This window comes from Psychromonas antarctica, assembly GCF_022267535.1.
Taxonomy (GTDB): Bacteria; Pseudomonadota; Gammaproteobacteria; order Enterobacterales; family Psychromonadaceae; genus Psychromonas; species Psychromonas antarctica.
The window spans coordinates 1-14,060 of sequence record NZ_JAHNZV010000008.1; the positions used below are offsets into that span (position 1 = coordinate 1).

Annotated in this window: 8 protein-coding genes; 2 read left to right on the top strand and 6 right to left on the bottom strand. The window is 41.3% G+C overall.

What is annotated here, in order from left to right; all coding sequences use genetic code 11:
* Positions 1 to 195: 195 nt before the first annotated feature.
* The 5 genes from KSO91_RS03740 to sseA form a co-directional block, all read right to left on the bottom strand.
* Entirely contained in the window at positions 196 to 1,761 is a 1,566-nt protein-coding gene (locus KSO91_RS03740; protein ID WP_238741480.1) for a Na+/H+ antiporter NhaC family protein, read from the bottom strand.
* A 92-nt stretch (positions 1,762 to 1,853) separates the two neighbouring features.
* Positions 1,854 to 3,323 carry a glutamate synthase subunit beta gene (locus tag KSO91_RS03745; RefSeq protein WP_238741482.1) on the bottom strand — a complete coding sequence of 490 codons (1,470 nt, stop codon included), beginning with the start codon at positions 3,321 to 3,323 and terminating at the stop codon, positions 1,854 to 1,856.
* On the bottom strand, positions 3,323 to 7,840 hold the full coding sequence (gltB, locus tag KSO91_RS03750; RefSeq protein ID WP_238741484.1) for a glutamate synthase large subunit: 4,518 nt from the start codon (positions 7,838 to 7,840) through the stop codon (positions 3,323 to 3,325). The genes KSO91_RS03745 and gltB overlap by 1 nt, the downstream gene beginning before the upstream one ends.
* 766 nt (positions 7,841 to 8,606) lie before the next feature.
* Positions 8,607 to 9,488, bottom strand: coding sequence for an HTH-type transcriptional activator IlvY (ilvY, locus tag KSO91_RS03755; RefSeq protein ID WP_238741486.1), 882 nt, complete (start codon positions 9,486 to 9,488; stop codon positions 8,607 to 8,609).
* 4 nt (positions 9,489 to 9,492) lie between these two features.
* Positions 9,493 to 10,347, bottom strand: coding sequence for a 3-mercaptopyruvate sulfurtransferase (gene sseA / locus KSO91_RS03760; RefSeq protein ID WP_238741488.1), 855 nt, complete (start codon positions 10,345 to 10,347; stop codon positions 9,493 to 9,495).
* A gap of 318 nt (positions 10,348 to 10,665) precedes the next feature.
* Here sseA and ilvC point away from each other — a divergent pair, with 318 nt between their 5' ends.
* Positions 10,666 to 12,147: a ketol-acid reductoisomerase gene (ilvC, locus tag KSO91_RS03765; protein ID WP_238741490.1), complete on the top strand. Its 1,482-nt coding sequence runs from the start codon at positions 10,666 to 10,668 to the stop codon at positions 12,145 to 12,147.
* Between the two features lie 82 nt (positions 12,148 to 12,229).
* Here the strand turns inward: ilvC and KSO91_RS03770 are convergent, their stop codons facing one another.
* Positions 12,230 to 12,841: a MarC family protein gene (locus KSO91_RS03770; protein ID WP_238741492.1), complete on the bottom strand. Its 612-nt coding sequence runs from the start codon at positions 12,839 to 12,841 to the stop codon at positions 12,230 to 12,232.
* Between the two features lie 372 nt (positions 12,842 to 13,213).
* On the opposite strand from KSO91_RS03770, the gene tcdA reads away from it, so the two are divergent.
* Complete coding sequence (gene tcdA / locus KSO91_RS03775; RefSeq protein ID WP_238741494.1) at positions 13,214 to 13,996, top strand: tRNA cyclic N6-threonylcarbamoyladenosine(37) synthase TcdA; 783 nt, start codon at positions 13,214 to 13,216, stop codon at positions 13,994 to 13,996.
* Positions 13,997 to 14,060 lie beyond the last annotated feature (64 nt).

Sequence of the window (14,060 nt, forward strand, 5' to 3'; positions counted from 1 at the left end):
GTTGTGTACTTCTAACTTCCTATGGCTTCCTTCAGACCCCACCGTTAGCCAGTGACGCCCTTGCCATTCGGATTATCTTCCCCTCAATCAGGGTGATCTCACTCTCTTGCAAGTGAGCGGGTTTGCCAGCTTTGCTGGGCAAACAAAAAAACCAGCATTCAGCTGGTCTTTTATAATCGATAATGCGACTAGCCGTTATCTTTTTACAAACTGCTTAATCACCACAAGCACTAAAACAAATGCCATAGAGCAAGCAAGTAAGGCGGCAGTCAGTGATGCAGTAAAACCTAAAATAGTAAAACCGACAGCAGAAATTGCTGCCACTAATAATGCATAGGGTAGCTGGGTGGCAACATGATCTATATGTCTGCAGCGCGCACCCGTCGATGACAATATAGTGGTATCAGAAATAGGTGAGCAGTGATCGCCAAATACAGATCCCGCTAATACCGCACTTAACATAGGTAACATAAGGCTTATTTCTACCGCGGCCGCCATGTCCCCTGCAATAGGTAACATAATACCAAATGTCCCCCATGATGTACCTGTCGCGAATGCCATTGCACCCGATAAGACAAATAGAATCACCGGTAACCAGTGTAAACTAATATTCCCCTGCACCAGTGATGAGAGGTAAGCGCCGGTTTTCATATCGCCAATTACACTACCTATTGACCAAGCAAAAAATAGAATAATGATTGCACCAAACATAGATTTAGCACCTATCCAAAGCGCCTGAGCAATCACTACCAAGGCCAATCTTTGCTTGATAACAGTGACCAGAGAGAAGAGCAATCCAACCGCTCCACCGTAACATAAGGATTTACCTACATCGGTGTTTTCAAAGGCACCAAGCACTGAAAAAGGTAATGAACTCGTAGTTAGCGCTTGATTACCTGTATAGAGCATAAAAAATAGTGTCGCAATAATCAGAGTGATAATCGGAAAAACCAGATCCGATACCTTGCCTTTTTCACTCTCATCAATGCCATATTCATCGTGTAAATTAACCGCGTTATGGTCACTACCTTTTAATGAACCATTTTTTTCAGCATTAATTTCATGTTCTTTCATCAAACCAATATCGAGTTTGAACCAGATCATTGCAAATACCATTAACAGTGTAAAAATGGCATAAAAATTCATCGGGATTAAGCGCATATAAGCACTTAAAGGTGAGTAGTCAGTAATCCCATGGCTAAGTAAAATACCACCAATAATGGTCATAATATACGCGCCCCAACTGGAGACGGGCATCAATATACACATCGGTGCTGCCGTTGAATCAAGAATATAAGCAAGTTTTGCACGTGACACATTAAATCGGTCGGTGACGGGACGAGAGATTGAACCGACCGCTAAGCTATTAAAATAATCATCGATAAAGATAAATACGCCTAAAAAGGCCGCTAAAAAGGCTGCCCCTCGCTTATCTTTAATGTGTACTAATGCCCAATTAGCAAAAGCACGCGTGCCACCTGACAACGTTAATAAAGCGGTCATCATACCCAGTAGCAATAAAAATGCGATAATACTCATATTCCAACTGTTAATCTCCCCCTCGGTTATGACGACACCTTTGACGGTATTAAAGATATAGAGTGCACTCTGGGTAAAAGAGAAGTCGAGTAATAGTAAGCTGCCTAATACGATGCCGACACCGAGAGAGAGCAATACACGACGGGTAATAATTGCTAAACCGAGTGCAATAATCGCAGGCAAAATCGACAACGGAGACGCTGCAAAATCGATTAATGTCATTTTGTTTTTTACCTTTTTTATTTATTCAATGAAAAACCCCCACCCCTTAAAAAGGGAGGGGGTTTGTTTTTAACAAATTGTACTAATAACGCTTAGTTAGATAACATCAAAGAGCTATTGATAGCCTCTAAATTTGAGTTGCCCATTAAGAAGGTGTCAACGGCGCGGGACGCTTCTCGACCTTCATTAATACAGCGAACAATTAATGACTGACCGGTACGCATATCACCTGCGGCAAAAACACCTTTCTGGTTAGTTTGAAAATCAGTCGTCTGTACGTTACCACGCTCATCTAATGCGATCTTAAGCTGGGCTAATGCACCTGTTGGTTCTGGATGTAAAAAGCCCATCGCAAGAAACGCTTTAGTACAAGGGATGGCGCGCACACTGCCTGCAATCTCCTTAAAACCAGGACGCTCACCAGGTTTCGCTTCTTCCCATTCGATATCTGCAACGACTAACTCTTTAACATGACCGTTTTCATCACCAATAAATTCTTTAGTCAGAATAGACCAATGACGTTGCACTCCTTCTTCATGTGAAGTCGTTGTTTTTAATATCATCGGGTAAGAAGGCCACGGCATATTCACGGTGCGTTTTTCAGGTGGAATAGGCATTATCTCCACTTGTGTAACGCTCGCTGCACCATGACGGTTTGATGTGCCGACACAGTCTGAACCAGTATCACCTCCACCAATAACGACAACGTGATCATCTTTGGCATGAATCTCTTCTGCTTTAAGATCCATATTATTTGCACGACGATTATTTTGCCCTAGGAATTCCATTGCAAAATGCACACCTTTCAATTCACGTCCTGGAATCGGCAGATCTCGAGGAACAGTTGATCCCCCCGTTAGCAGCACTGCATCAAACTGCTTACGCAATTCGCTTGCATCGAAATCAACACCAATATGTGCATTGACGACCATTTTTATTCCCGCGGCTTCCATAACGGAAATTTTACGATCGATAACATCCATACTGAGTTTAAAATCAGGAATGCCGAAACGCACGAGTCCACCCACTTTTTCGTCACGTTCATAAACAGTAACGGTGTGACCCGCGCTGTTTAACTGTTCTGCGGCCGCTAAGCCAGCAGGGCCAGATCCAACAATAGCAATTGTTTTACCGGTACGAGACGTCGGGATCTTAGGCTTAACATAACCGTTAGCGTAAGCTTTTTCGACAATCGTTTTCTCGATATTACAAATAGTGATGGGATCTTGGTTGATCCCAAGCACACAAGATGTTTCACAAGGCGCCGGACATACACGACCAGTAAATTCTGGAAAGTTATTAGTCGAGCTGAGGATGTCCCATGCTTCCAACCAACTTTCACGATAAACCGCATCATTAAATTCAGGAATAATATTGCCAATCGGACAACCACTGTGGCAGAAAGGCACTCCACAGTCCATACAACGCGAAGCTTGGTCACTGATTTTTTGCCCAAATTCTTCGTTCTGCACAAACTCTTTATTATTTTTAAGTCGTTCGCCAACAGGTAACTTACCTGGCAGTTCACGACCCAATTCTAAAAATCCAGTAGGCTTACCCATTATGCTTCTCCTTTAGAACGAGCCGCTAGTGCCGCTTTGTAATCACGCGGCATCACTTTAACTATTTGCCCCAGGCTAGTTTGTAAATCAGCTAGGAATGCTTTAGCTACTTTAGAGCCTGTTAACTCATGATGTTTTGTGACCTTAGCGAAGAGCAAATCTTGATCGCTCTGCTCAAGCGGATCAAAATCAACCAGTTCCATATTACATTTACTGGCAAAACTATCATCTTGATCCCACACGTAAGCAATACCGCCACTCATGCCCGCGGCAAAGTTACGACCCGTTGACCCTAAGACAATAGTGATACCGCCGGTCATATATTCACAACCATGATCGCCGACACCTTCAACAACGACTTCTGCACCCGAGTTACGAACACAGAAACGCTCACCAGCGACACCATTAATATATGACTCACCGGATGTTGCACCATAAAAACAAACGTTACCGATTAAGATATTATCTTTAGCAACAATATCGGATTTTTTGTAAGGGTAAATAACAATTCGGCCACCCGATAATCCTTTACCCCAGTAGTCATTCGCATCACCTTCAACGGTAAACTCAACGCCTTTGGCAAGGAAACAACCAAAGCTTTGTCCTGCACTACCGGTGAATTTAACTTTCATCGGTTTAGGCAGTCCTTCACCAAAATACACCTTCGAAATTTCATTGGAAAGCATTGTGCCACAACTACGATCTGTATTATGGATAGCAAACTCACCCGAAACTGCTTCCCCATTCTCCAAAGCAGGTTTAGCTAGCTCAATCAATTTTCTATCTAACACCGCTTCAAGATGATGATTTTGAACTGTTTGATTAAACAGGCCATCTTCTGCTTTCGGCGCTTCTTTATATAAGATAGTACTTAGATCTAAGTTTTTATATTTCCAATGCTTAATGTCACTACGCACTTTTAAGCTCTGCGTCTGCCCAATCATTTCATTAATAGTTGCGTAACCCAGTTCAGCCATGCGCTCACGCATCCCTTGCACCATATACTGGAAGAAAGTGACTACATCTTCAACGCGCCCATCAAAACGTTCACGTAATGTTTTATTTTGTGTTGCGATCCCAACAGGACAAGTATTGAGATGACACTTACGCATCATAATACAACCTTCAACGACTAACGCGGCAGTAGCAACACCCCATTCTTCGGCTCCTAATAAAGCAGCCACCGTTAAATCACGCGGGGTTTTCATCTGTCCATCGGCTTGCACAACAATACGATTACGTAGACCATTTTTCAGCAAGGTCTGATGTGTTTCAGCCAGACCGAGTTCCCATGGTAGTCCGGTATGACGAATAGAAGAAACTGGCGATGCGCCTGTTCCGCCATCAAAACCAGCAATCAACACAACATCCGCTTTCGCTTTACATACACCCGTTGCAATTGTGCCAACGCCCGCTTCCGATACTAATTTAACATTAACACGTGCTTTGCGATTGGCATTTTTGAGATCGAAAATAAGCTGAGCTAAATCTTCGATTGAGTAGATATCGTGGTGTGGAGGTGGTGATATCAGACCAACTCCTGGTGTTGAATGACGTGTACGACCAATCCAATCATCTACTTTATGGCCAGGTAGTTGCCCCCCTTCTCCCGGTTTAGCACCCTGTGCCATTTTAATCTGAAGTTCGACTGCATTCGTCAGATAATAAGATGTCACACCGAAACGTCCCGATGCTACCTGTTTAATTGCAGAGCGTTCCCAATCACCATTTGCTTTTGGTAAGAAACGCATTGGATCTTCGCCGCCTTCACCCGAGTTAGATTTTGCGCCGATTCGGTTCATGGCGATAGCTAATGTTGAGTGCGCTTCATGTGATATAGAACCAAAACTCATCGCACCTGTTGCAAAACGTTTTAGAATATTTTCAGACGACTCAACTTTATCAATTGAAATTGGGCCGGTTTTATTGGCGACGAAAACAAACTGGCTACGTAGTGTTGCGGCATTATCACCTTGCAAGTCAACCGCTGCAGCGTACTCTTTAAACTGTTCGTAGTTTTTATTACGTGTTGATTGTTGCAATAACGAAATAGTTGTTGGATTAAATAGATGTTTTTCACCATGTTGTTTCCACTGGTAAACACCACCAACATCTAAACGAGTTACTGGCACTTCACGTAATGGATAAGCAAAGCGATGGCGTATTAGAATTTCAGTCGCAATATCATCAATTGATAACCCCTGAATACGCGTTACCGTACCTTTGAAATAGTTATCGACAACATTTTTACTGATACCTAAGGCTTCAAATATTTGCGCCCCTTGATATGACTGAATAGTTGAAATACCCATTTTAGAGAATATTTTAAGCAGTCCAGCATCAATGGCATCTTTATATGATTCAAAAATCTCCGCTACTTTTTTATCTTTAGGAAGACGGTTTTTAGCTTGCAAATCAACAATCATCTCTTCAACCAAGTAAGGGTTTACAGCAGATGCGCCGTAACCAATTACCGTTGCGAAATGATGAGTTTCTCGCACATCGCCTGTCTCTACCACTATATCGCAAAGCGCACGTAGCCCTCTTCTAATTAAGAAATGGTGCACTGCAGCGGTCACTAACATCGCAGGAATAGCAGCATGATCTGAAGTGGCATTACGATCTGAAAGAATAATGATTGAATAACCATCATGAACCGCGTCTTCTGCATAACGACAGATACGATCTAATGCTTTCTTCAATTTGCCTGATTCACCTGTTGCAAGAAACAAGGTATCTAAGGTTTTAGCCTGCAGATGCTTATCATCAAGCGCATTGATCTTTTGTAGTTTTGCATTACTTAGCACTGGCGATTGTAATTCAACTTTATGACAATGTTCTGGCGTTTCAGTTAATAAGTTACGATCTTTACCTAAGTAGGTTTTTAACGACATCACCATACGCTCTCGAATCGGATCGATAGGCGGATTCGTTACTTGCGCAAAAAGCTGTTTAAAGTAATGAGAAAGATGTTGCGATTGATGCGATAACACAGCAAGCGGCCAATCGACCCCCATCGCACCCAATGGCTCTTTACCATCAACTAACATAGGTAAAACAATGTCGTTAACTTCTTCAGAGGTAACACCAAAAGCTTGTAATCGTCTTAGTAACTGACCATCATTAGGTTGCAAGTTACGCTCTAAAGCATCAGGTTGCTCTCTTAATTTAACTAAGTTATCTGCAAGCCAAGTTTCATATGGTTGACGAGTTGCAATACTATTTTTAACTTCATCATCAGAAATGATACGACCTTGTTCAAGATCGGCAACAAAAATACGCCCAGGTTGGAGTCGACCACGAAACTTAATATTTTCAGGCGCGATTTCAACCACACCACTTTCTGATGCCATAATCAGAAAATCATCTTTTGTGACGCAGTAACGAGAAGGACGAAGACCATTACGATCCAGTGTCGCGCCTACTTGCACTCCATCAGTGAAACAGACAGAAGCAGGACCATCCCAAGGTTCCATAATATTGGCATGGTATTGGTAGAATGCACGACGTGCTGGGTCCATTTCTTTATTTTCTTGCCATGCTTCAGGGATCATCATCATTAATGCATGCGGCAAGCTACGGCCAGAGAGCACAAGTAACTCTAATGCCATATCAAAGCTAGCAGAATCAGACATACCATCGGTACAGATAGGCATCAACATATCTAATTCTTCACGGCTAAAGAATTTTGCTTCAAACAAGGCTTCACGTGCCTTCATCCAGTTAATATTACCGCGAACAGTATTTATTTCACCGTTATGTGCAATATAGCGGAAAGGCTGCGCTAAACGCCAGCGTGGAAATGTATTGGTAGAAAAGCGCGAATGCACAAGAGCCAATGCAGTTACCATAGACGGATTTTGTAAATCCAAGAAATACAGAGGTACTTGTTCAGTGGTTAACTGACCTTTATAAACAATTGTTTTGTATGAGAAAGTATTGATGTAGAAGTTATCTTCAATACCCGCAACAGACTGCAAACAGATGCGCACGGCGTAATTACGTAAGATAAACAGCTTACGCTCTAATACAGCGGGCTCCATATCAATACCGCCAGTGACGAACATATGTTCGAACTGCGGCTCACTACTAAGAGGATCGCCACCGAGCATTGAATTGTCCGTAGGAAGAACACGATAACCAATAAGTTCAAGACCTAAACGCTCAACATTACGCTCTAAAATATCACGACATTCTTTACGTTGATTTGCATCTTTGGGAAAAAGCACTGTGCCTACCCCGTATTGATCAAACTTAGGTAAAGTTATTCCCTTTTTAAGTGCTTCTGTTACCAAAAACTCATGCGGTTTTTGTAACAAAATACCAGCACCATCACCACTGCATGGATCGCAACCTTGACCACCACGGTGTTCCATTCGCGCAAGCATATCTAATGCTTGAGTCACAATTTTGTGTGACTTACTATTTTTTAAATGTGCAACGAAGCCGATACCACAAGCATCATGTTCCATCTCTGGCACATAAAGGCCTTGAGCGCTTTGCTCTATCTTAGTCATAAACATGTCCTTCAAGATTAAACGGCAAAGTTATCTCTATGCTTTGCGTTTTAATGTTTTCAAAATGCTATACATAACCTGTTTATTTGTAGAAACAAAAAAAACAAGCAATTCAATTTTACTTTTTTAGTAAAGGAAACCACCTTTTAAAGAAAAATATGCTTAATTAGAAAACTTCCATAACAAGAAATAACGCGCAGAGTATCCCTAACAAGTACAGGGGTCATACACTACTTCTTCTAAATCACCCCATATAACAGGCATAATATTGCGCACATTCTACCGCTTCAAACGCATAAAATCCAATTTTCTTGTTTTTCCTAAAGAGCAGCCATTGTTATTGGTTTGCAACAGGTTTTTAACAAAAGAATATTTTACTTTAACATTACATTTACGTTCAAAAAACCATCATTTATTGATGGGTAATTGGATGGCAGCTTATTATGAAGATATATAATTGATAACAAAAAGCGCAAGCGGCAAGGAGGTTGATCATAAATAAGCAGGATCAACTGCCCGCAGACAAAAAATAATATGAATATTAATTCACTTAAACCATATTTTTATGCTTCCCACGAGTCAGTTCCGCTAATCAACCTTTATAAATAACGAGGCAAATAGATATGATGATAAGCATTAACTTGTTGTAGTTTTAAATTTTTACCCATGCAATTGCATCCATCAGATTTGTATTATCTGAAATAAGACAGACAATAAAACAACCTGAGACTTCTTTTCATCAAAAGGACTCTTACTAATAACGCATTTAGCCCTTAACACATCCAATAAATGCGTTAATTAGCGCTTCATTAATACGCGTTTTATAGCAGCAGATACCTAAATCAAATGACTGCAGGGGCGTCGCTATTGGTAAACGCTGCACGCGATCTCGCACCGGACTATTTTCAAGCACCACATCAGGTGCAATCCCGATGCCGCACCCTAAGGCAACCATGCTGATTAATGCCTCATGTCCCGCTACTTTTGCATAAATGGCGGGTTTCCCCATTTTAAATAAACGATACCAATTATCAAAGCGACGGCGCACGGCGCCATGCTCAGGCAAAATAAAGGGAATATTTTTCCAATCAATTTCTGTCTGCTTGATTTGCTGGGTAACCGAACAGGCGATAATTGGCGCTATAATCGACAAAGGTATTTCTGCCAGTTTTATAAAATGTAGACGGCTAGGTAAGGCATCCGGATAGGCGGTGATCGCAAAATCAACTTGGTGTTGTAATACTTGATCGATAGCAACCGCACTATCCCCGGTAATCAGCTTAATTTCAACATGAGGATGCAATAATCGAAAGCGCTCGAGAATGGGAGGGAAATGACTGTAGGCAGCTGTCACTGAGCAGTATAGGTTGATCAATCCTTCGAGCTCACTTTTCCCCTGCTTAATAGTACGTTTTAATAGCTCCCATTGCTCAATTTGCTGCACTGCATAGGGTTTAAATAACAGCCCAGCTTCAGTTAAAACCACAGAACGATTATCACGGTTAAGCAAACTAACCCCCAATTCAGCTTCAATTCGCTGAATACAGCGACTAAGGGTCGATGGACTGACATGCTTCGCCTGCGCCGTTTTAGCAAAATGCAAACTATTTGCCAAGTGTAAAAACAGCTCTAGTGATTTAATATCCATCACTTTACTTCACCACAGGAAGATCGTCACGGCTTCCCCATTCACTCCAGGAACCATCATAGACGGATAAGTCCTTATATCCCGCTAGTGTTGCTCCTAGTACCAAAATACAAGCAGTAACACCAGATCCACAACTAAAAATAACGCGTTGTTTTTTCGGGGCTATCGCTTCAAAAATTAACGCAAGCTGGTAGGCATTTTTCATTTTCAGATCTTGCAGAATGTCTGCCACAGGTAAGTTTTTAGCATTAGGCATATGGCCAGAGCGCACACCTGCTCTTGGCTCGGCGAGCTGCCCTAAAAATCGCTCGGATGAACGCGCGTCAATAATGGTTTGCTCACTATTGCTCGTGGCAGAAAGGACTGCATCAGCAGCACAGATCAATCCACTCTGATAATGGGCAATAAAGTCGCCGGGGATAATCGCTTTACTTTTACTGCCGCTCTCAATAGCAAAGCCAGCCGCTTTCCAAGCTGGCAAACCGCCATCTAACACAGCTATATTGTCAAAGCCCATGGTTTTAAACATCCACCAGACTCTTGGGCTGGAAAAAATACCCAAACTATCATAAACCACAATCACGCTATCTTGATTAATACCAAGAATTTGTGCCGATTGCTGAAAAACAATCTCACTCGGCATCATATGCGGTAAATCGCTATTGTGATCACAAATAACACGATCAAAGTCGAAAAAAACTGCACCAGGGAGTCGCTCGTTAGCCCATTCCAACTTACCATCACGATTAACATTAGGCATATGCCAGCTGGCATCTAATAAAATCAAGTTTTCGTGGTGGTATTGCTGATGCAGCCAATCGGTTGTTACCAGTACGCTAGGTAATATTAACTGAGACATATAATCTCCTGTAAATAATAAATGAAACATATTTATTGAGTTAATCTAAAAACAGGGTGATCACCTCAAAGTATTAAAACAAGTTAATAGTTCAGGCTCATTGCTCAAAAATCAAACTATTTAACATGAAGTTGTGAACTTAACTCATTTAGGAAAATACACTGTATTGTATTTCATTATTTGCAACATAACATTGCCAATATATCATTTTGCGCAATATCCGTTATGCGCTATAGTAACTTCCAATAATTAAACACAAATTAATAAAATTTTTACGATACTTTATTCCTTTTAAACTAATTTTTTGGAGTGTGCTCAATGGCTAACTACTTTAATACCCTTCCTCTACGTGAGAAGCTATATCAGCTAGGTCAATGTCGTTTTATGGATCGCAGCGAATTTACAGACGGTTGTGAATTTATTAAAGGTTGGAAAATTGTAGTGATTGGTTGTGGTGCTCAAGGGCTTAACCAAGGCCTTAATATGCGCGACTCAGGTCTCGATATCGCTTACGCACTGCGTGGTGCCGCAATTGCTGAAAAACGTCAATCTTATTTAAATGCGAAAGACAATGGCTTTGTTGTCGATACCTATGAAAATCTTATTCCAACTGCTGATCTTATTTTAAATTTAACACCCGATAAACAGCACACAAACGTAGTCAACGCAGTAATGCCGCTTATGAAAGAAGGCGCGACGCTGGCTTACTCTCACGGTTTTAATATCGTTGAAGAAGGAATGCAAGTACGTGATGACATTACAGTCATTATGGTTGCACCTAAGTGTCCAGGTACTGAAGTACGTGAAGAATACAAACGTGGTTTCGGTGTCCCCACTTTGATCGCAGTTCACCCAGAAAACGATCCTAAAGGCCAAGGTCTTGCGATTGCTAAAGCATACGCAAGCGCAACAGGTGGTGATCGCGCGGGTGTACTCATGTCATCTTTTGTTGCTGAAGTTAAATCAGATCTAATGGGCGAGCAAACTATTCTTTGTGGTATGTTACAAACGGGTGCGATTCTTGGCTATGAAAAAATGGTCGCTGATGGTCTAGAGCCAGCTTATGCATCTAAACTGATTCAATACGGTTGGGAAACAGTCACTGAAGGACTAAAATACGGCGGCATCACGAATATGATGGATCGTCTATCTAACCCAGCTAAAATCAAAGCATTTGATATGTCTTTAAAACTTAAAGATATTTTACGTCCGCTCTTTAATAAACATATGGATGATATTATAGAGGGGGAATTCTCAAAAACCATGATGGCTGACTGGGCGAACGATGACGTTAACCTACTCAAATGGCGCGCGGCAACGGCTGAAACAGGTTTTGAAAAACAACCTGCTGGCGATATGAAAATTGATGAGCAAGAGTTCTATGATAACGGTATCTTCCTCGTTGCGATGATCAAAGCAGGCGTTGAACTTGCATTTGAAGCGATGACAGCATCGGGTATTATTGATGAGTCAGCTTATTACGAGTCACTGCATGAAACACCGCTTATTGCTAATACCATTGCACGTAAAAAACTTTACGAAATGAATGTCGTCATTTCTGATACAGCAGAATACGGCTGTTACCTGTTTGACCACGCAGCGAAGCCGCTACTCGCTGATTTTGTTAAAGCACTTAGCCCTGAAATGTTGGGTAAACCTTTCGCAGTGAAATCTAACTCAGTTGACAATGCACGCTTAATCGAAGTTAATGAAGCGATTCGTACTCACCCGGTAGAAATCGTAGGTAAAAAACTACGCGGATATATGACCGAGATGAAAACCATTATTGCGGCATCTTAAGTTCCATTAAAAATTAACGCGTAAAAAAGCCAAGGGATAAACCTTGGCTTTTTTTTGTCTCGAGAATAACATCTCTAAAAGTTTAAGCGAACGTCGGCAATAGAGCACGAATTCCATCAATAAACATCTGTACCGACATAATAAGCAGTAACATCCCCATTAACCTTTCGAGCGCAGTCAACCCCTTTACTTTTAATACTTTATATAGATGCGGGGAAAAAAGTAAAACAGCCGCAGTCATCGCCCAAGCCAGTAAGACCGAAACAAAAAGTGCGCCGGAATGTTGCACATTAGTTTTGGCTAAAACTAAGAGTGTGGCTAAGGCAGCAGGACCTGCAATCATCGGCATCGCAATTGGTACGATCAAGGGTTCATCACCTTGCTTCATCGCAAACAAATCCCCTCCATTGGCAGAGGGAAAAATCATTTTTAAAGAGATCACAAAAAAGATGATCCCACCAGCGATGGTAATGGCCTGCGTTTCCAAATGAAACAGGCTTAAAAATTGTTCACCAAAAAACATAAAAATGACTAATATGAATAAACCGATTAGCATCTCACGGATAATGATTTTTGAATGTTTTTTCTTATCGATATTTTTCAAGATACTCAGCAATAAGGGAACATTGCCAAAGGGATCCAAAATAAAAAAAAGTAAAACTGCTGTTGAAAATATTGGAAATGTTGTTTCCATCTAAATTATCCTTTGTGCCTAACCTCTGCTCTGAATGAGCAAATCGATACAGCGCAGCTATTTGCGTGTCTTCAGCGTTAACTCAGCGACCAATAGTCCGCTATCGTTACGTTGAGTTGCCTTGAACTACACAAAGCTATCAATACTGCATGACATTAAACTTTAACCAACTGATATTAAATAGAAATTATATTTTTTGGTCTCGATTTGAGGTTACTTAAGTGAATGAATCACAGATTCGTTGCCCTGTATTGTAAATTTAATTCCGATAAGGGCAAATTTTATTTTTCGGGCCGCCGAGTGCAGCTAATACGTATCTCGCATTTTTATCTCCATTGGGTATAATGCGCCACCTAAATTCGGGAGTATTCAATGTCAAATTATGAAAATCGTTTTGGGGGTATCAAACGCTTATATGGCAGTAAAGCGCTTAATCAATTCCAAAATAGCCACATCTGTGTGATAGGTATCGGTGGTGTTGGCTCCTGGGTTATCGAAGCATTGGCTCGCTCGGGCATTGGTCAACTCACCTTAATTGATATGGATGATATCTGTGTGACTAATACCAACCGCCAAATCCATGCACTGAGTGATACCGTTGGTGAGATGAAAATTGAAGCGATGGCAGCACGTTGTCGTTTAATTAATCCGGAGATCAAACTCAATTTAATTGATGACTTTATTGATAAACAAAACTGTTTTGAATACCTTTCCAGTGAATTTGATTATATCTTTGATGCCATTGATAGCATTCATGCCAAAGTGGCGCTGGTGGCTCATTGCAAACGTAATAAATTTCCACTATTAACCTGCGGGGGTGCCGGTGGTCAGCTTGATCCTACACAAATTCAAGTGACTGATTTAGCCCGAACGATTCAAGATCCGCTCGCCGCAAAAGTGCGTTCTGAACTGCGTCGTTTTTTTAATTTCAGTAAAAATCCCAAACGAAAATTTAGAATCGACTGTGTTTTTTCAACCGAGCAACTGAGTTACCCCGATATGAATGGGGAAGTCTGCAAAGAAAAAGCAGACTCGGATGGTAATATGAAAATGGATTGTGCAACAGGTTTTGGTGCATCGACGATGGTGACTGCAAGTTTTGCTTTTGTCGGTGTGGCTTTTATGCTCAAAAAAATGATCAATAAAGGCCAATAAGCCGTTGTGTGCAAACACCAAAAAACGAAAATGAGCATCTTTAGGTGTTTGCGCAGAGATCCAT

Excerpts from the sequence above, each read along its gene's own strand:
- tcdA (WP_238741494.1), top strand. The coding sequence starts at position 13,214 with ATGTCAAATTATGAAAATCGTTTTGGGGGTATCAAACGCTTATATGGC.
- ilvC (WP_238741490.1), top strand. The coding sequence starts at position 10,666 with ATGGCTAACTACTTTAATACCCTTCCTCTACGTGAGAAGCTATATCAG.
- KSO91_RS03740 (WP_238741480.1), bottom strand. The coding sequence starts at position 1,761 with ATGACATTAATCGATTTTGCAGCGTCTCCGTTGTCGATTTTGCCTGCG.
- gltB (WP_238741484.1), bottom strand. The coding sequence starts at position 7,840 with ATGACTAAGATAGAGCAAAGCGCTCAAGGCCTTTATGTGCCAGAGATG.
- sseA (WP_238741488.1), bottom strand. The coding sequence starts at position 10,347 with ATGTCTCAGTTAATATTACCTAGCGTACTGGTAACAACCGATTGGCTG.
- KSO91_RS03745 (WP_238741482.1), bottom strand. The coding sequence starts at position 3,323 with ATGGGTAAGCCTACTGGATTTTTAGAATTGGGTCGTGAACTGCCAGGT.
- KSO91_RS03770 (WP_238741492.1), bottom strand. The coding sequence starts at position 12,841 with ATGGAAACAACATTTCCAATATTTTCAACAGCAGTTTTACTTTTTTTT.
- ilvY (WP_238741486.1), bottom strand. The coding sequence starts at position 9,488 with ATGGATATTAAATCACTAGAGCTGTTTTTACACTTGGCAAATAGTTTG.